Here is a 19,163-nt window from a genome sequence, read left to right on the forward strand (position 1 = left end):
TACTTTTTCTCATTCAATGATGTAAAATTTGCTCCAAAGATAGAAATTAAGTGTAAATTTTTTGTGAATCTATGTTAACGTTTTAGACTATTTTAATCTAGAAATACCCTCAATAAATACGTACATAACGTATTGTTTAATATATGAAATGTAAGAACCTACCCAATACAGTGATACTCAAGACTAAACTAAAAAATATTAGTTGCTGCGTGGTTCTCTGTTTGTTGAGTCCGATGCTATGGGCACAACCTAAACAAATCTTTCAGGATTTTAATCTTGACGCCAGCTCTGCCGATGTTTCGTTAATCGAATTTGCTAAACAAGCTGACCTCACTATCATCTTTCCTTATGAAAAAGTGCAATCTCGTCAGGCGAATGCTTTAAAAGGCAGCTTCACTATCGAACAGGGAATGTGCAAGCTCCTTGAAAATACGGGATTGGCTGCTTCTTTTGAACGGGATGGGGTGGTGACTATCAAACGCATCTCTATTCGCGATACCTTGCTTGAAGACAAATCATTATTGCAGGAAATAGTCGATTTACTTATAGGTAACGGCGATAAAATTGTGACTTTTCCTGAAGAACCTTCATATGTTGAACTGATCGAAGTCCGCGGAATTCGTAGCAGTATGGATTGGGCATTGGACATTAAGCAAGAATCAATAGGCGTCTCTGAATCAATACAATCTGAAGAAATTGGTAAGTTTCCAGACCTTAATTTGGCCGAGTCATTACAAAGAATAACGGGGGTTTCGATTGACCGTTCTGAAGGTGAGGGGCAATTTGTTACAGTGCGAGGCCTAGGCCCACAATTTAATACGGTTTTGAGTAATGGACGTAGGTTAGCGACGGATAACCAAGGGCGCGAATTTAGTTTTGACACCATCGCGTCAGAACTGGTGACCTCGGTGACGGTAGACAAAACGTTCTCTGCATCCCAACCTTCGGGGGGGATTGGTTCAGTCATTAATATAAAAACTGCAAGACCCATGGCATCCAAGGATTTTAAGATAGCCGGCAGTGTCAAAGCCACATTTGACAATAACAGTCAAAAAGCAACGCCTCAAGGTACTATTTTTTTTAGCCACAGTAATGACAAGTTGGGATGGTTAGTCTCCCTATCACACCAAACGCGCAAGGCACGTATCAACGAAGTGCAAACAGACGGCTGGTTGTTAAATACTGACATTCCGACCGAGCAGATATTGTCCACGGCTGACACCATTTTTGTCCCGAGAAACTATGATCAACGTGTTCGGTTTGATCAACGCACTCGAACTGGTGGTACCTTGGTTTTACAATATAAGGCAACACCAAATCTGGATGTTAGTCTAGATTATTTACAATCAGATTTTAATGTGAAAACTGATTCAACATCCCTGGGGCATTGGTTTACATCCAGTAATTTAGAAGATGTTGTGACTGATGAAAACGGTACTGCGATAGCGTTTTCTCAGAATGTAGGTCACGCTACAGACTTTCATGCTCGCACATTCGACAGGCCTTCTAGTATTAGCGCATTAGGTTTCAATAGTCATTGGCAGGCCTCTCCAAAAGTGTTGCTGGAGTTTGATGTGTCTAGTTCTAAGGCCAGTACCAAAGATAGGATAGGTGCAGGGAATGCTTTGACTTTAATTGGTTACCTCAACCGGTCTTCTTTTTCCATATCAGAAGGTAATATTCTTCCGCATATAACGGGCTTCGAATCATCAGATCCAACCATTGTTGATGCTTTAGGAGATGTCACTGGCATATCAGATTATTTAGATCCAATCAATGGTAGAGCACACGTGATGATGCGTCGTGGATGGAATATAGAAGATAAATTTGACCAACTAAAAACTGATATTACACTTTTCGATGGGCTTGTTTCTAATATAGATATTAAGTTTGGCCTGATGTATTCAACGCAATCAAAACGCAACGAACGCTGGGATAATGAAAAAAATGCAGTGCATTGTTCGTTTTGTGGTTATTTCCCAGAGCCCGACCTTCCAGATGGATTTCAAACAGTATTTGATGCGGGTAGTGATTTTCTAAGTAGTGTCAGCGGCAGTGAAAATTTGCCAACCCGTTGGTTAAGACATGATGGTGAAACCCTCTTTAACTTTCTGGAGTCTGCCAGCGATATTAATTTCGATGCAGTGATACGAAATAATTCTTTCACTGTTACTGAGAACATCTCCTCAGCTTACATTCAAGGGCAGCAGAGATCCCAATGGCTTAATATTGAATTATCCTCACAATACGGGGTGCGTTATGAAAACACTGATACCGTGGTTACGGGCTTTGAGTCGGACTTGTTAGCCCTGACCATCCTTGACCAAACCGAAATAGGTCAACTTAACTCTCCGGGTCGTGTTATCTCCAAGTCTGCATCTTATGATAACTGGTTACCCAGTGTCTCGATAAAAGCAGATTGGCAAGATAATATCATTGCAAGACTCGGTGTATCTCGATCCTTAACTCGGCCCACTATGGGGCAGTTGTCGCCGAGTTTGGTATTAACTACAACTCGTCAAGGCGGCGATTTGCGGGCTAGTTCGGGTAACCCAGATCTTAAGCCATTTGAATCTACCAACTTCGATGTGACCCTTGAATGGTATTACCAACCATTGAGTTATCTATCTGCTAGTTATTTCAAAAAGAAAGTGAGCAACTTCATTGTAAGCACAGTAATACAAACCACAATAAATGATGTTACTGACCCAAGCACAGGGGCAGACTCTCGAGCCCCAGATAGTGAAGACACGCTAGCCGAATTTGATTTAACTACACCTATAAACGGTCAAACGGCAACAGTAAGCGGATTTGAGTTTGCGATTCAGCATGACTTTGACAGTGGCCTTGGGGTGGTGGCAAATATGACACTGGTCGATAGTAACGCAAAACTAGATCCCACAGATATTTCACAGAAATTTGCCCTCACCGGCCTTAGTGACTCACAAAATTTGATCGTTTACTATGAAAAAGGCCCCGGTAAAATTAGGCTAGCATGGAATCATCGTGATGGATTTTTGCAATCTTTGGTGCAAATACAAGGGCCTGAGCCAACTTACGTGCGCAGCTACCAACAATTTGACGTAAGTGCTAGTTATGCAATTAATGACAACGTTTCAGTGTTTATTGAAGGGGTAAATATTACTGAAGAAAATGTGCTTAAACATGGACGTTATCCCAATCAACTGCTTTTAGCCCAACAGCCAGGTGCACGTTATTCTTTAGGTTTACGCGGTAGTTTTTAATTTCGAGATAAATATAGAATATATTTATAGTAAAACAACCTTGGGGTATGAAGTAATAGACCATTGCCAGTTGAACCCGGAATGAAACAAATGACAGCCTTCGTATCCATCGCCTATTGACGAGCAACTACATTAATTATACTTCGTAGAACGCCAGCTATAGTTCGCACATCACCAATAAAAGCCGCTGCACAGCAATACAACTCTCCATTTTTATTTTTTTAAAATAGCCCTCCATTATTTTGTACGAAAAATCGGTATAACTGACAAGGCCTCAAGAGATTAATTTTTTGTAATGTCATCGCTCAGGGCATTGCAAATATTAATAGTGCATTAAAATCGGTTTGAAATGCAATAAATTCGGCGCTTACAATGATGTGACGAAAATTAACATTACGTCAAAATCGGTTCTGTGTACAACAATATCGGCGTTTTTAATATTGAAATTGTTACATTTTATTATTTAAAAAATAATAAAATCCAATTAAACCAATAGTTTGACAGATGTCACCACAAGCAAAACAATAAACATTTATTTTACAGTTAATTTACATAGACTGTTCAAAGTTAACATTCTCATGTTCTAATTTGAGCGCAGAAGGCAAAAATTAATATCAAAACCCTGCTGCACAGACAGACATTTTTTGGCTGATAATGCGTTTATTAAAAGACAACTGATGAATTATGTATTGCCCAAAATGTAGATTGACTGGAGGAAAAACGATAGCCAATCGTCTATCAAATACAGCCATGTAAAAAAATTGTAAATTAAGCCAAATAGATATTTAACATGGTGTAAACATTTTGTTTTTAACTTAATACTAAAACACACATAGGCACAATAATATGATGAAAACACATAAAATATTTAAAAAGTCGTTATTAACACAAACTATCGGGATCATGCTTGGCACAGCAGTAGTTTTACCCGCTGTGGCGCAAGAAGTAGATAATACCGAAGTGATCCAAGTTAAGGGCGTTCGTGGCAGTCTATCTCAGTCAATGGATATTAAACGTCAATCTGCAGGTGTTGTTGACGCTATTTCTTCTGTAGACATGGGTAAATTCCCTGATACTAATTTAGCCGAGTCTTTGCAACGTATTACAGGCGTATCTATCAACCGTGTTAACGGTGAAGGTTCAGAAGTCACCGTTCGTGGTTTTGGAGGTAACTTCAATTTGGTCACCCTCAATGGTCGTCAAATGCCAGCAGCCAACGTTGGTAGCATCACTGGTAACCCTCAAGATAAAGGAGCAGCAGGCACTAGTCGTTCTTTTGATTTTTCAAATCTTGCTTCAGAAGGTGTCAGTGGAATAGAAGTATATAAAACAGGGCGTGCTGGAATAAGTTCTGGTGGTCTTGGTGCAACTATCAACATTAATACTCTAAAACCTTTAGTGGTGGGTAAAAATACCAGTTCTGTTGGTATAAAAGCAGTTAAAGATGAAAGTGGTGATGGTGTCACCCCAGAGTTGAGTGGCGTCACTAATTGGGTGAATGATGACTCAACGTTTGGTGTGTCACTATTCGGTTCATTTCAAGAGCGCGACTCTGGTAGTCGTCATATGAGTACTGAAGTGTATGAATTGCGCACATATAATGGTGCAGCAGATTTGGATTCTCTTACCATACCTGGTGCCACAGTAGTGAATGAACCTAATATTGGTCAAATTCTATCTATACCTAGTAATATTGGTTTAGGTACTAACCAAGATAATCGTGAACGTACAAATGCCATGCTAACGGTGCAATTTGCACCTACGCAAGATTTAATCTTAACTGCTGATGCTACTTATGCAACAAATGAGAAAGAATCAACATCACTTATTGATGGTATCTGGTTTGCAAGGCAGTTCAGTTCTGTTGAATTTGATGGCAATCCGGTCGTGTCTACGCCAGTTAAATTTTCTGAAACGGGTGGCGCAAATAACGCAGTTATAGGTAAAGACTTTTTCTTTCAAAATTTAGCATTAGCAACCAAAGATGAATTAAAATCTTTTGGTTTTAATGCTGAGTATAACGTCAATAACGACCTAAGCCTAAGCTTTGATGTTGCATCATCAGAAGCCACTAGTGGCGGCGCTGGTCCTGATGGGCTTAACGTTATTCGCTTTAATATGGCTGGTGCAACTGCTGGTTGGCAAACAGTTGACTTTACTCAACGTATCCCTGCAGCAAGCATATTAGTTGAAGATAGTATAAAGGGTGGTAACGGTAATGGAGTTTTTGATAAGGCTGATGTGGGTTCACAAGTCACTCAAACAGATAAGTCTAATCAAAAAACTACAGTTGACCAAATCCGTTTTGAAGGTCAATGGATAGGCGATGAGGTAACAGTTGATTTTGGTGTGGGGTATCTTTCAACTGAAATGAGACAAACACGTCAAGCTTCAACTGACGCCTTAGGCGATTGGGGTGTAACAGCACCTGGTGATATCCCAGAGGGTTTATTCGACCAAAGCTGTACTGCTTGTGCATTTGAAGATCATGATATATCGGGTGTTGATGGGGCTGATGCTAATTCACCAGGTGGAACAACCATACCTTTAGGTAGTGTTTCCTTCAGTGGTGATCCCCTTGCTCTACTAAACGCAGTGGGTCCTCTTTATGACGTATCTTTAGCGGGTCGCTCAATCAATACTGATGATGATAATACGGTTGAAGAAGAGATTCTTTCTGTATATGTTCAAGCTGTTATGGATTATGAAATTGGTGACATGCCTTTAAACATTGTTGCTGGTTTACGTTATGAGCAAACTGATGTGACATCATCATCGATTCAATTTATACCTACAGAAATAATTTGGGAAGCTGATAACGACTTTTTACCCGTATTAGGTGCGTCAGTAGACACTATCTCGGACAAAAATGACTACTCTAATTTTTTACCTAGTCTCGATTTAGCCCTTGATGTGAATGATGAAATCAAGGCTCGTGCTTCTTTTAGTAAAACGTTAGCTCGCCCTTCTTATGAGCAATTGTTCCAATCAACTTCATTCTCACCACCACCACGCATAACGTCATTGGGTGGTGTAGCAACAGGTTCATCAGGTAATGCACAACTAGATCCGCTTGAGTCTTCTAACATCGACTTATCTCTAGAGTATTACTATACCGACTCAAGCATGATTTCAATCGGCTATTATAGAAAAGACGTCAAAAACTTTGTTGGCATTGCACAATCTGAGAAATCATTGTTTGGTTTGTTAGATGCCACTTCAGGTGCCCCTGGAACAATCTCAGGTGATGCAATAGCAGCATTGACTGCCGGAGGTTATGACATTTCCGAAGTTAACATGTTTACCATGTCAGCCGTTTTGCAAAACCCAGCGGACTTTCCTAATGGCGCAGCAGACTTCCAAGATCCTGTAGTTAATCCAACATTTGAAGGTCAAGTGTTTGCTGCTTATGATGTGTTTGCAGTTGCAGGTGATCCATTATTACAATTTCAGGTGACCGGTCCTGTTAATGATAAAAGTGCTGTAATAGATGGTTTTGAGTTTGCATGGCAACATTTCTTTGGTGAAACAGGTTTTGGTTATCAAGTAAACTACACTACCGTTAATGGTGATATTGGCTTTGATAATGGCGGTGCTATCAGTGTTGACCAATTTGCATTGGAAGGTTTAAGTGACACGGCTAACTTGGTTCTAATCTACGAAAAAGAAGGATTTTCAACGCGTATTGCCTATAACTGGCGAGATGAATTCTTAAGCACCACTAACCGTGGTAAAGGTCCGCGTAACCCAGTCTATGTCTCTGAAACTGAGCAAGTTGATATTAACGTCGGCTATCAAGTGAACGAGGACTTATCTGTGAGTTTAGATATTATTAACTTATTGGAAGAAGGCCAGCGTAAGTTTGGTCGTAGTAAGAATAATATTTTCTTTGTTCAAGAAGCGGATAGACGCATGGTATTAAGTGCAAGTTACAGCTTCTAAGCACTTAAGGTTTTCCCCTAGTCAGGTTTTCTGACCTGGGGTGTTTATTAGTGTAAAAAATTACATCATCAAAGAGTGAAACACGCACCTTGTGTTTCACTCTATTCGTTGCGCCGCTATTTATGGCAATGCTAGTATGGATAACAAGCGCAATTTTATAAAACAACCAGTAAAGCGAACTACGCTATGAGTAAAGCAACCGTCTTAAATAATGTTGATCATAAAAATTTAAAGGTTGATACACGACCTGAATCTAATAATACCCAGCAAGTTAACCGTTCTTTAGTACATGCGACAGAGATAAGCGAACTTCACAAAGAATTTCCATTAGTATTTTACAAACACACGGACACAGAACAGCTGCAATTGCATGCCATTCTTGGCCTTGAAAAAGACGAAAATTTATTTATGGGTGAAAGTGGTTGGATTACTCGATTTGTGCCTGCTCTTTTGGCCAGAGGCCCGTTTAGTTTAGGTTATAAAAAATCCCAAGAAGAAGGCGAGACGCCAGCCGATCCGGTTATTTGTATTGATATGGACGACCCCCGTGTTAATACTGAGCTGGGTGAAGATATTTTTCTGCAATTTGGTGGGGAAGCGCCTTACCTGGAGTATGTCAAAAAAGCATTACAAACCATTGATAGCGGCATCCAGTTTGATAAAACGCTGTTTACTCTGGTTGAGTCAATGGACCTATTGGAGCCCGTGTCGATTCAAATCAAACTCAGCAATGTAGAAGAAATCAATTTCAGTGATTATTACACAATCAACCAACAGAAATTGGCCAATTTGACTGGTGAAAACCTAAGTAAACTAAACCAATATGGTGTGTTAAGTTTGTTGTATTTTGTACTCTCATCAATGGGTAATTTCCAACAGCTAATCGCTCTTAAAAATGCAAAGTCGGCAATGTTTTAACTCTTCGAAATAAGGCACCGCCTGCGTGATAAAAAAACAAAACAAAGTAACAGTAATGGAAGGCATAAGGCCAGATTGCATTCCATTTGATGAGCTATTTGCACAGGAACAACCTGTGATTTTAAAGGGGCTGGTGAAAGACTGGCCATTAGTTAAGGCTGGGCAACAATCATCCAACAATGTAATGGAACAACTGGAGTTGAATTATAGTCAACGTCCAATGTTAGTTTACAAAGGTTCTCCAGAAATAAAAGCACGTTTCGGCTATGACAAGTTTTGTACTGGTTTTAACTATTCCAGTGAGCGAACTACTATTCCTGAGGTATTTAATACCATACGCAGTCAATTGGATCAGGAACAGCATGAATACCTGTATATCAATTCACTTAGGTTTGATGAAGGTTTTCCCCCATTATATGCAAGCAATAGCCTCGCATTTAAACACCCCGAATTTGAACATAATCAACCTATTGCCAAAATCTGGCTGGGCACAGAATCTGTTGCTGCAGCCCATTTTGATCAGCCCAAAAATATCGCTTGTTGTGTATTAGGTAAACGTCGTTTTACTTTGTTTGCACCTGATCAAGTAGACAATTTATACCCCGGACCTTTGACTCCTACACCTGGTGGGCAAGTGGTGACCTTGGCAGATCTCAGTAAACCTGATTTTACTCGTTTTCCACGATTAAAAACTGCCCTTGAAAATGCCTATATTGCAGACCTAGAACCAGGGGACGGCCTATATTACCCCAGTATGTGGTGGCACGAAGTCGAGGCCTTTGATCGCTTCAATGCCATGGTAAATTTTTGGTGGATGACAGCAGCACCTTATTTAGGTAATCCCATGGATGTGTTGATGCATGCCATGATGAGCGTAAGAGATCGTCCAGCTAAGGAAAGGGAAGCGTGGAGAGCGTTATTCGATTACTACATTTTTTCTGATCCTGATCAGGTCCGAGCCCATTTACCGGCTGAGAGTCATGGGGCATTGGCAACCATGGACGATAACTTAAGTAGGCGTTTGCGCGCAATGTTGCGCAACAATCTAAACCGCTGAACAGAAGAGACAAAATATAAACATGAATGCAAAAACCAAAGTCATAGTAGCTGGGGGCGGAACGGCCGGTTGGCTGACGGCATATAGCCTAGTCACTCGTCTCGGTAAGCTACTGGACATTACTCTAGTTGAGTCCGACCAAATTGGCACAGTGGGAGTGGGAGAAGCCACCATTCCTACCATTCGCACATTTCATGGCTTAATCGGTATTGATGAAAAAGAGTTTATGGCTGCCACTCAGGCAACCTTTAAATTGGGGATACAGTTTGATAATTGGGGGCAGCAAGGTGACAGTTTCTTCCACTCTTTCGGCGAGATAGGTAAACGTGCCTGGATGGCTGAATTTCATGAATTCTGGATGGAAGCTAAAGCTCAGGGTTTTGGCGGTAGTTTGGATGATTATTGTCTCGAATTAAAAGCCGCTAAAGCCAATAAATTTTCCACTATGGCTGGCAAGAAACCGGTTAACTTTGCTTATCATATGAATGCCACAGCTTACGCTGCCTATTTACGGGGAAAAAGTGAAAAAGCCGGTGTCAAACGTATAGAAGGTCGTATCAAACAAGTACAAAATGACCAAGCAGGTAATATTTCATCACTTGTATTAGAAGGTGGTGAACCAGTATCAGGCGATGTGTTTATTGACTGTACTGGCTTTCGAGCATCGCTAATTGGCGATAATTTGGATGTCGGGTATGAAGACTGGAGTCATTGGCTGGCTGCTGATAGTGCCATTGCGGTGCAAACCCAAGCAGTAGAAGCACCTCGTCCTTATACTCGTTCTATCGCCCATTCAGCGGGGTGGCAATGGCGTATTCCTCTGCAAAACCGAGTGGGTAATGGCATTGTTTACGCCAGTCAGTTCCTGTCTGATGATGAAGCGACAGGCACGTTATTGGCTAACCTAAGCGGCGAAACTATTACTGAGCCACGGCAACTTCGTTTTAAAACGGGCAGGCGAAAAAAAGCGTGGCATAAGAACTGTATTGCCATTGGACTTTCTAGCGGATTTTTAGAACCATTAGAATCAACCAGTATTCATCTTGTCACCACTGCAATACTTCGACTCATGAAGTTGTTTCCTTTTGGCGGCAATACCACCATGCTGGCAGAACAATTTAACCGTGAGACTCAGCTAGAACTTGAGACTGTTCGTGATTTTGTGATTTTGCATTATCACCAGACCCAACGTAATGACAGTGCATTTTGGGATCATTATCGAAGTATGGAAGTGCCTGACTCTCTGGTGCACCGCATGGCAATGTTCCATGAAAATGGTTATGCATGGCCTGACGATGTAGGTTTGTTCCGAGTCGATTCATGGGTACAAGTCATGATGGGGCAGGGGTTAATGCCCAAACAGCACCACGGGGCAGGTCGTGTTTTGCCGGCAGATGGATTGAAGCAACAGATGATGACTCTAAGAAATATGATAGACAACACTGTTTCGCAAATGCCGGCGCATAGTGATTTTATTCAAAGCTACTGCCCTGCTCAGGATTTGTAAGATATGAAAACGAGGGTAGTGATTGTTGGCGGCGGCACGGCCGGTTGGTTAACCGCCGGTATTATTGCTGCAAAACATTGTTTAGAAAAAAGCACAGGAAAAAGCACAGAAAACACCTTAACCCAAGAAACTGAAGTGATACTGGTCGAGTCCCCTGACGTTAAAAATTTGGGGGTAGGTGAAGGAACCTGGCCTACCATGCGCGATTCCCTGCGCCAAATAGGCATATCTGAACGCACATTTCTGTCTTGTTGCGATGCTAGTTTTAAGCAGGCGTCCAAATTTGTTGGTTGGTCAGACGGGGAAAATGAACACTATTACCACCCATTCACAGCACCAGTTGGTTATGGCGCAGTGAGTATAGCTGAGCATTGGTCAGCGACGCCTAAAGACATCGATTTTGAAAGCTGGGTTTGCGCGCAGGGCACTATCTGCAAGCAAAATTTAGCACCTAAAACCCCACAAATGCCTGAATATGCTTTTGCTTTGAACTATGGCTACCACTTAAATGCGGGAAAGTTTGTAAAAATGCTGCACCAGCATTGTGTTGAAAAGCTTGGCGTACAATACATTCAAGGGCATGTGGAGCATGTACTCCCCGCAGAAAATGGGGATATTGCATCGATTGCATTGGTTGGGGGGGAACATGTTGAGGGTGATTTATTCATAGATTGCAGTGGTTTTGCTGCCATACTGATTGGTAAACATTATGAGATCCCCTTTACATCAAAGCAGAATATTTTGTTTAACGATACGGCACTCGCATTGCAGGTCGATCACGCTTCAGATGAGGTGCCGATAGCGTCGTGTACGGTGGCAACAGCACAGAAAAATGGTTGGATTTGGGATATTTCGTTGCAAAATAGACGGGGTATTGGGCATGTGTTTTCTAGTGACTTTACCGATGTTGAGCAAGCAGAACAGGCGTTACTTAAATACGTGCATAATGATCCCTTTCTCGCCGCACAGAAGTTAAGCCCTCGGAAAATTAAATTTACCCCAGGCCACAGAGAAACGTTCTGGCATAAAAACTGTGTTGCCATTGGTGTCTCGGCAGGCTTTGTCGAGCCTTTAGAAGCCACAGCTTTGGTATTAATTGAAAAGTCAGCCGAATGGATCAGCCAACAGCTTCCGAGAGAGCGAAGCGCTATGACGGTGCTGGCAAAAAGATTTAATCTGCTCACGCTGCAGCGGTGGCAAGAAATCATCGACTTTTTGAAGTTGCATTACGTACTCACAAACCGCACAGACAGTGAATATTGGCGTGCCCATCAACAACCGGACTCTATCCCTGAAAGTTTGCAAGATACGATGACCTTATGGCGAACTCAAGCCCCTGGTCTGTATGAAACAAACCAAAGGTTTGAACTGTTTTCCTCTGCCAGTAAACAATACGTGCTCTATGGAATGGGCTACCACACAGCTAGAGAACAAGGTGATTTGGGACGTCAAGAAGCCTCAATGGTAAAACGATTACGCAATGAAACCCTGCATACCACCGAAAAATTACTCAGTGTATTACCTTCTAATCGACAATTTTTAAGTGGTTTAAAGAAAGGGTAAGGCAAGGTATTACCATGGATATGAGTTTGTATTTTTTGTGGCAGGAGCAGGGATAGGGTTACTGCTGTTTCTTGTTATCACCTTACGTGTAGCTGCATGAGTGAAGGCTGATTTAGGTTGGGTTACCTTGTTCGGTGCCATAACGGGGATCTCAGCTATGATTATTGCGGGTCCTTCGTTTGGCAAATTTATTGCAAAAAAACATTTATTGGTGATTGCGATGTCATCAGGTGCAACTATCTTGTCACACGTCAATGACTCTGGGTTTTGGTTGGTGAGTCGTTACCTTGGTATCAGTGAAAAAGACACATTAAAGACTTGGACTGTCATGACCACTTTGATTTCGTTGACAGGGTTAGCCAGTTGTATGCTGACACCCCTATTTTTATAAGTAACTATAAACACACATTTGGAAATCCATGAATATTAGACTCGCTACTGAACACGATCTTGACTCCATCTCACAGGTATATTCGAAGTGTTTTCCCAATGAACGTAATCACTTGTTATGGATAAAGTCATCGTTCAATTCATTCCCCCGCGGTGTTTATTATGTAGTAGAACAGCAAGGTGTTATTGCCGGCTATATCCTGTGGTGCGTGAAAAATGGATTTAGAGAGGCCACTATCATTGAGCTCGAACAAGTGGCTGTGGCTCCTCAATATAGCGGCGCGGGGTTGGGGCGTAGACTAATTGCAGACACGTTTGAAAAATTCAAACAGCAGGTTGAAGAAACCGGTCACAAAGTAGGTGCAGTGATGGTGACTACCACAGAGGGTAACTACGCAGAAAATTTATATATCTCAACTTTAAACGTATCCAGAGCGGCAATGTTGTGTGGATATGCATCAGGAAACGAGGTGATTTTATACAACAATTTTATCGAAACTTGAATCTGCCAAAATTTTAAGTGTTGAATGACTTTAAATTTATCTTTCACCACAACATAGCAGTTTGATATGCCTTTATATCTTGCAACATAAGCTAACACAGCCTGTAAAATTGTTAACTAGACACGTTTTTAACCTTGGCTTAATCTCGTTTAATGTCAATAGATAATGAACCGTCATGTCTGACAAGGCACTTCCTGAAAACCAAGACACAGAGTCAACTTCACTGATAACAGCCACACCTTCACCGCTCATACCTGTTGCGGTCGACCAAAGGATAAGTGCATTAGATATGAGAACGTTAGTTTTACAACTTGAAACTGAGGCTGCTGAAATTCAAAAGTTATCATCCAACGAATCAGTTGAGCCTACCGAAGATACGTCAGAGGTCTCATCAGATGACGAACTAAATACCGAGATTGCGCAAGTTGAGTCCTGCACAGATGAAGAAGAGGTTGTTGAATCAGAAAATATTGAACCAATACCTCAAGAGCAGGCACAAGATATTTTTGAGTCTGAACAAGAGAAGGCCCAAGACGGGACTGATGAAATAGTGGCCCTTAAGGATGGCAGTTATTGGTAGGCCACAGTGTTTAGAGCAAAAGCATCGATGATGTGGTTACTGTTTACTCCAATATTCGTACTGACTATGTTACTGCCGATATTATTGCTTTGGTATTGGCTAGTTGTGTCAGGTGCAATCAAAGAGCACGCGCAACATCCCAAGCTCTTTGGATATATGGCTCGCATTAGTCTTGGTGCGGGTTTATTTGTGACAGTTGGCGGCTTAGTCATTTTGGGCCATCCAGCGGTTGAACATATTATGCCTATTCAAGCTGCAGCCAATGTGTTGTTTGATGGAGGTCAGTTCTTTATGGCCGCTGGTTATCTAGGGCTATTGATTAGGCTATTAGATTCACCTAAGTGGCATAACATGTCAGCTAAATTAGTCCCGATGGGACGTATGGCGTTAACCAATTATATTATGCACTCGATAATTTTAAGCAGTGTATTCTACGGTTATGCTGGTGGCTTGTATGGCGAGATATCGCGCGCTCCACAAATGTTAATTGCGGTTGCGATCCTATTAATACAAATACCATTGTCTAGCTGGTGGTTAAAGCACTTTCAGTTTGGACCGCTGGAATGGTTGTGGCGTTCGTTAACTTATAAAACCCGCCAGCCTTTTAGAGTGATACCTAGCTAAGCATTTTCTTGAATATAAATGTTCTAAAAAGTAGAACTAACTAAGCTAATTATTGCGTTATTTTTTCATTAATATCGCAAGTATACTTTCCTCATCAACTTAGAAGAGGAAGGCATTATGTTCGTTTTAAGACCATCATCACAGCGCGGAAGCGCAGACCATGGCTGGTTAAACAGCCGGCATAGTTTTTCCTTTGCCAATTATTATGACCCTGCACACATGGGCTTTTCAAAACTGAGAGTGATCAATCAAGATATTGTTCAACCCAGTATGGGTTTTGGCACACACGGTCACCGAGACATGGAAATTATCACCTATGTACTTGAAGGTAATATCGCCCATAAAGATAGCCAAGGAAATGTCAGAACCTTGCCAGCGGGTGAGGTTCAATTAATGTCAGCAGGAAGTGGTATTACTCATAGCGAATACAACCATTCAAATACACAAGCACTAACATTTTTGCAGATTTGGATTGAGCCCAATATTAAAGGGCAAGCGCCTGGATATCAGCAAAAGGACTTTGGTCAAAATGAAGGGTTAACGCATATTATTAGCCCGAATGGAGCTGTCGATACTTTGCAAGTCAAACAAGATATGCATGTGCATCAATTGATTTTAAGTAAAGGGCAGTCAACCCATTTTTCTAACACGTTCCCCTATCAGTATGTGCATTTAGTTAGTGGGAAATTAGATGTCAATGGTTTTGAAATGGGGCCTGGAGATGGATTAAAGATCACTGATGAAGCAAAGCTGGTCTTTGAATCATTAAACGGCGTGGCAGTTAAAGCGTTATTTTTTGAGCTGCCTTAGCTATGACAGTTTAAATGTGTTCTGATATTTTGGTTACATCTGTTAATCGAACAGATTGGACCTTCGATAATTCGGGATGCCTGGTGAGACCCTTACTAGGTTAAATAGGAGTAAAAAGTATGTCGTCTGTTATTAATGTGTTTGATCTAGACTTTCCTTGGCAAACACAGGATCCCTTTTTATTTTGTGTGTATCACAAGGATGATTTCCCAAAAGGTAACGGAAAATCTGGACCTAAAGCTTCTTTGGTCGGACGCAATATAGGCCAAGATTTTAATTCGGTAGATGGTTGGAATATGTATCATGGTGAAACTGTACCCGGGTTTCCTGCTCATCCGCACCGTGGTTTTGAAACCATTACGGTGGTTAATGAAGGGGTAGTTGATCATGCGGATTCATTGAATGCCGCAGGCCGATACGGTGGCGGTGATACGCAGTGGATGACAGCTGGCAAAGGGGTTCAGCATTCTGAAATGTTCCCATTGGTGAACGAAGAGCAAGGTAATCCATTGGTGATGTTTCAAATTTGGATTAACCTGCCTGCGAAAAACAAAATAGTAAAACCACATTTTGCCATGCTTTGGGGAAAAGATACCCCCGTTGTGGAATGTGCCGATGTCAAAGGAAAGGTCAGTACAGTTAAAATTATCGCAGGGGAGTTCAATGGGTATCGACCACCTTCACCCCCACCAGAATCTTGGGCTAATGATCCGGAAAATGGAGTGTGGGTGTGGAATATTAAAATGCCTAGCCATGCTCAATTTACCTTGCCAGCTTCCAGTGCGGGGCTGAACCGTGTGCTGTATTTTTATAAGGGACAAGTAGCGACGGTTCAAACAACGCCGATTAAAACACAACAAGGTGTACATCTAATGTCAGATGCTGAGGTGATATTGCATTCTGGAGATGAAGCATGTGAATTTTTATTGCTTCAAGGTCGCCCAATTGATGAGCCAGTTGCTCGGTATGGTCCATTTGTCATGAATACCGAACTGGAAATTCAACAAGCATTTTCTGATTACCGTAAAGACCAGTTTGGTGGTTGGCCTTGGCCGAATACTGCCCCTGTGCATTTCGATGCCAAAGGACGTTTTGCAAAACATGCCGACGGCACACTAGAAGAGCCAGATGTTTGATGGACGATGCTGCAGCCCCACTTAAATCAGCTATCTCATCCGTTTTTGACACTGCCGTTGTGCCTTGCTAAACCCTAACAACATTTAAATGAGTTTCTCTTTTAAATGTTGTTGCATGAAATTATTTGCAGCCCAAATGTCGGTTAAAGGTTGATGGGTACTAGGTTGCACATGAGCGTAGGGAAAGGGGCCAAATTCTGGAGTAATGGTAAAGGTTTTTTGACCTCTATTTTTGGCAAGGTTGATCACTTTTTGCCATAGATTGACATGATTTTTTAAGTGGCCTGCCCACAGTTCGTCTTGAGGGTTGGTGACCTGAGGCCCTTCTTCAAAACCTACTCGCCCATGAATGTGATGTACGTGTGGAAAAATAGTGTCCAAACGAGTCAGTTGGTCGCTTAAGTCAGACTCATGCACCACCATCCAATGGCTGATATCCAAATTTAATTTTAATTCTGGTAACACTTTGATAATTTTTTCAGTATCGAATGTACTGAACGTGGGTCTAAATCGGTGAGTTTCATGGGTAATGGTAACATTGTATTTTTGTTCGAGTGTTAAGGCGTTTTCAAATAGACGCAAATTGTCTTCAAGGCTGAAAATATCTCGGCCGGTATGGGAATTAATAAGCACAGGGGAAAACTCAACCGCGCGCTCAATTTGAGCATTCATGCTTTTGAGATGGGCTTGAACGTTGTCTCCTTGCGTCGCTATTCCGGTAATGATGTTGAGGCCGAGTTCGGCATGGGCTTTAAGGGTGGTGTCGGTATCAATATCAAAGAAGGGTAAGAACAGTTCGGTACCCTGATAGCCATCGCCAAAACTACGTTTTACTAATTCATTAAAGTCCTGCTCGTTATTACAGGGTGCTTCCCAAAAAGATTTATGAAAATTAAGTTTCATTTAGTGTTCTCGCAAATGCAGGCTGCTTGATAGTGAGCAGCGTTGAGGATGTGATTTTGTTTTGATTTCATTAGGCCAGTGCGGTTAGTCACTTAAGTTGATATTGGTATTTTTACTTAACAAACGATTTAAAACATAATCAAGCATCTGTTGCTGTTCGGCTAAGTGATTTTCGCCAAAGTTATCGGTTGAACGTTCTGCTTCTATATTGATATAGCGAATACCTGATTTTTGCGCGTAAACCGACAAAGAGCCGTCGTCTTGTGCTGGATCTGTGACTACTCGAGGATGTTGCAATACGGTGTTCCAGCCACTTTGTTGCAAAGCATTAAAATCCTGGTGCTCGGTAACAAAAAACAGATCATCTTCGTCACCGTATTGTTGACTCACAGCCATAATAAATGCAGCGCCATCGGCTAATTTTTGCTGATATTGCAGAATGGATATATTGCCCATTCCTTGTTTATTATCACCCGAATATCCTTGAGTATTGTTGTGTATAGCTAACCATGCCCGAGAAGATTCTGTGCCTCCCAGTTTACTGATAATAAGCTTAGCTAGAGCTGCCGAAAGACGCATAGCTCGATGAAATACATAAGTATTAGTTCGCAATGTGGGATTGTGTTTGATGATGTTTTTGCGTCTACCTGACTCAGTGAAAATGCGATTAGGATCTATTTCAACTTCAAAAGGCTTAATGTCGAAGCGTATCAGGCGTTTACCGTCTTGGCGCAAGATAACGAACACTCCACTACGTTCAATAATTTGTTGGATAACATAATCATTGGCTACATTCTCGTTTTCGTGAGGAGCAAAAAGTGCGAAATTAGAGTTGGTTGAAGCTTGCCCAATTACTTCAAGCTTTATGTTGGGCTGTGCAGGGAAAAGGATAATCTGACTGAGAAGGAGAAAAATAAAATTCACGTTGGGCTTATTTACTGACATAAAAGATAACAAGTGGAGCGGTAAATTAACAAAATTGGTGTTCTGATACAAAGAAAATCTATTCTTGATTATTTATGCCGTTATATTCACCTAGTTAATGGGTGCTGCGATCAGATTTTTGCAAATGTCTGCCTAAGAATACGGCTCCACTTCTTAGGAGAGCCAAGTCATCAATAAAATGGTAACTGGGCTGTGCATTATAATGAGTGTTTTGCGGTGCTTGATTAATCTCACAGTGTTCCCTCGCTGATACATAAAAGTTAATGACCGATATGGATCTTTGTAGGTGTATGTTTGGGCTGAAGATCCGTCGCATATTGTCTGCATAATTAGGATGAAGCTACGAAAATACACTTATATTATATAAAGGTAGCTATTTTACAGAGTGGCTTTTTATTTATAGCATGGTTTGGGACAGAGGCATCTTCAGCAGGGTAACCCACAATCAATAACATGTAAGGGCGTTCGTTATCTGGACGGTTACATATCTTAGATAAAAAACTCATTGGTTTGGGAGTATGGGTGAGGGTTGCCAAGCCAGAGTAATGTAAGGCATTGATGAGAAAACCTGTGGCGATACCTACAGATTCATGCACGTAGTAGTTGGTTTGTTTATGTCCATCTTCTTGTTCAGTATTTTTTTTGCTGAAAATAGCGATAAGCCAAGGGGCGTGTTCTAGATAGGGTTTATCTGCATCAGTGCCTAGAGGTTTGAGCGCATCTAACCATTCTTCCCCTCCACGTCCTTCATAAAAACCTCTTTCGTGCGCTTCGGCTTGCTCACGCACTTGCTTTTTGACTGCTTGTGAATGAATGGCTACAAAATGCCAAGGTTGATGATTGGCCCCATTAGGTGCAGTGCCTGCGGCTTTGATACAATTTTCGATGATAGTTTTAGCCACCTCACGGTCACTAAATTTACGAACACTATGGCGACGTTTGATATCAGTATAAAATTGTTTTGACCGCACCAGCATTTCTGCTGGTGGATATTCAATAAAGTCGTCTAGAGGTGAAGCATGATGATCTTGCATTGGGCG

The 19,163-nt window shown here is 41.5% G+C and carries 14 protein-coding genes and 1 pseudogene; 12 read left to right on the forward strand and 3 right to left on the reverse strand.

Going from position 1 to position 19,163, the window contains the following annotated elements:
- The first annotated feature begins 233 nt into the window (after positions 1-233).
- The 12 genes and pseudogenes from C427_RS00815 to C427_RS00870 all read left to right on the forward strand — a co-directional run bounded on the left by C427_RS00815 (position 234) and on the right by C427_RS00870 (position 16,275).
- Entirely contained in the window at positions 234-3,245 is a 3,012-nt protein-coding gene (locus C427_RS00815) for a TonB-dependent receptor (RefSeq protein WP_007638152.1), read from the forward strand.
- An 846-nt stretch (positions 3,246-4,091) separates the two neighbouring features.
- Positions 4,092-7,187, forward strand: coding sequence for a TonB-dependent receptor (locus tag C427_RS00820; RefSeq protein WP_007638154.1), 3,096 nt, complete (start codon positions 4,092-4,094; stop codon positions 7,185-7,187).
- A gap of 186 nt (positions 7,188-7,373) precedes the next feature.
- A complete protein-coding gene (locus C427_RS00825; protein WP_007638155.1) occupies positions 7,374-8,105 on the forward strand; it encodes a SapC family protein in 732 nt (243 codons plus the stop codon).
- 25 nt (positions 8,106-8,130) lie between these two features.
- Entirely contained in the window at positions 8,131-9,162 is a 1,032-nt protein-coding gene (locus C427_RS00830; protein WP_007638156.1) for a cupin-like domain-containing protein, read from the forward strand.
- 22 nt (positions 9,163-9,184) lie between these two features.
- Positions 9,185-10,669 (forward strand): tryptophan halogenase family protein, encoded by a 1,485-nt coding sequence (locus C427_RS00835; RefSeq protein WP_007638157.1) that lies wholly within the window; start codon positions 9,185-9,187, stop codon positions 10,667-10,669.
- 3 nt (positions 10,670-10,672) lie between these two features.
- A complete protein-coding gene (locus C427_RS00840; RefSeq protein WP_007638158.1) occupies positions 10,673-12,232 on the forward strand; it encodes a tryptophan halogenase family protein in 1,560 nt (519 codons plus the stop codon).
- A gap of 208 nt (positions 12,233-12,440) precedes the next feature.
- A pseudogene (locus C427_RS26855) lies at positions 12,441-12,623 on the forward strand (GntT/GntP/DsdX family permease); the annotation flags it as partial.
- A 28-nt stretch (positions 12,624-12,651) separates the two neighbouring features.
- The gene (locus C427_RS00850) at positions 12,652-13,125 is read left to right on the forward strand and encodes a GNAT family N-acetyltransferase (protein ID WP_015430262.1); all 474 of its coding nucleotides are present in this window, start codon (positions 12,652-12,654) and stop codon (positions 13,123-13,125) included.
- Positions 13,126-13,300: 175 nt separating this feature from the next.
- Positions 13,301-13,705 (forward strand): hypothetical protein, encoded by a 405-nt coding sequence (locus C427_RS00855; protein ID WP_007638162.1) that lies wholly within the window; start codon positions 13,301-13,303, stop codon positions 13,703-13,705.
- A gap of 6 nt (positions 13,706-13,711) precedes the next feature.
- A complete protein-coding gene (locus tag C427_RS00860; RefSeq protein WP_007638163.1) occupies positions 13,712-14,329 on the forward strand; it encodes a DUF418 domain-containing protein in 618 nt (205 codons plus the stop codon).
- Positions 14,330-14,446: 117 nt separating this feature from the next.
- Complete coding sequence (locus C427_RS00865) at positions 14,447-15,139, forward strand: pirin family protein (protein ID WP_007638164.1); 693 nt, start codon at positions 14,447-14,449, stop codon at positions 15,137-15,139.
- Between the two features lie 119 nt (positions 15,140-15,258).
- Positions 15,259-16,275 (forward strand): pirin family protein, encoded by a 1,017-nt coding sequence (locus C427_RS00870; protein WP_007638165.1) that lies wholly within the window; start codon positions 15,259-15,261, stop codon positions 16,273-16,275.
- 84 nt (positions 16,276-16,359) lie between these two features.
- Here C427_RS00870 and C427_RS00875 read toward each other — a convergent pair whose 3' ends face one another.
- From C427_RS00875 to C427_RS00885, 3 genes are all read right to left on the reverse strand, one after another.
- Positions 16,360-17,178, reverse strand: coding sequence for a sugar phosphate isomerase/epimerase family protein (locus C427_RS00875; protein ID WP_007638166.1), 819 nt, complete (start codon positions 17,176-17,178; stop codon positions 16,360-16,362).
- Positions 17,179-17,262: 84 nt separating this feature from the next.
- Positions 17,263-18,123, reverse strand: a complete 861-nt coding sequence (locus C427_RS00880; protein WP_226991149.1) for a hypothetical protein — start codon at positions 18,121-18,123, stop codon at positions 17,263-17,265.
- Positions 18,124-18,482: 359 nt separating this feature from the next.
- Positions 18,483-19,157, reverse strand: a complete 675-nt coding sequence (locus C427_RS00885) for a nitroreductase family protein (RefSeq protein WP_007638169.1) — start codon at positions 19,155-19,157, stop codon at positions 18,483-18,485.
- Between the last annotated feature and the right edge of the window lie 6 nt (positions 19,158-19,163).

The organism is Paraglaciecola psychrophila 170, from assembly GCF_000347635.1.
Classification (GTDB): Bacteria; Pseudomonadota; Gammaproteobacteria; order Enterobacterales; family Alteromonadaceae; genus Paraglaciecola; species Paraglaciecola psychrophila.

Bases quoted from the DNA above. Each gene is read 5' to 3' on its own strand.
- C427_RS00875 (WP_007638166.1), bottom strand. From the start codon at position 17,178: ATGAAACTTAATTTTCATAAATCTTTTTGGGAAGCACCCTGTAATAAC.
- C427_RS00825 (WP_007638155.1), top strand. From the start codon at position 7,374: ATGAGTAAAGCAACCGTCTTAAATAATGTTGATCATAAAAATTTAAAG.
- C427_RS00820 (WP_007638154.1), top strand. From the start codon at position 4,092: ATGATGAAAACACATAAAATATTTAAAAAGTCGTTATTAACACAAACT.
- C427_RS00850 (WP_015430262.1), top strand. From the start codon at position 12,652: ATGAATATTAGACTCGCTACTGAACACGATCTTGACTCCATCTCACAG.
- C427_RS00870 (WP_007638165.1), top strand. From the start codon at position 15,259: ATGTCGTCTGTTATTAATGTGTTTGATCTAGACTTTCCTTGGCAAACA.
- C427_RS00885 (WP_007638169.1), bottom strand. From the start codon at position 19,157: ATGCAAGATCATCATGCTTCACCTCTAGACGACTTTATTGAATATCCA.
- C427_RS00880 (WP_226991149.1), bottom strand. From the start codon at position 18,123: ATGTCAGTAAATAAGCCCAACGTGAATTTTATTTTTCTCCTTCTCAGT.
- C427_RS00815 (WP_007638152.1), top strand. From the start codon at position 234: ATGCTATGGGCACAACCTAAACAAATCTTTCAGGATTTTAATCTTGAC.
- C427_RS00835 (WP_007638157.1), top strand. From the start codon at position 9,185: ATGAATGCAAAAACCAAAGTCATAGTAGCTGGGGGCGGAACGGCCGGT.
- C427_RS00840 (WP_007638158.1), top strand. From the start codon at position 10,673: ATGAAAACGAGGGTAGTGATTGTTGGCGGCGGCACGGCCGGTTGGTTA.
- C427_RS00865 (WP_007638164.1), top strand. From the start codon at position 14,447: ATGTTCGTTTTAAGACCATCATCACAGCGCGGAAGCGCAGACCATGGC.
- C427_RS00855 (WP_007638162.1), top strand. From the start codon at position 13,301: ATGTCTGACAAGGCACTTCCTGAAAACCAAGACACAGAGTCAACTTCA.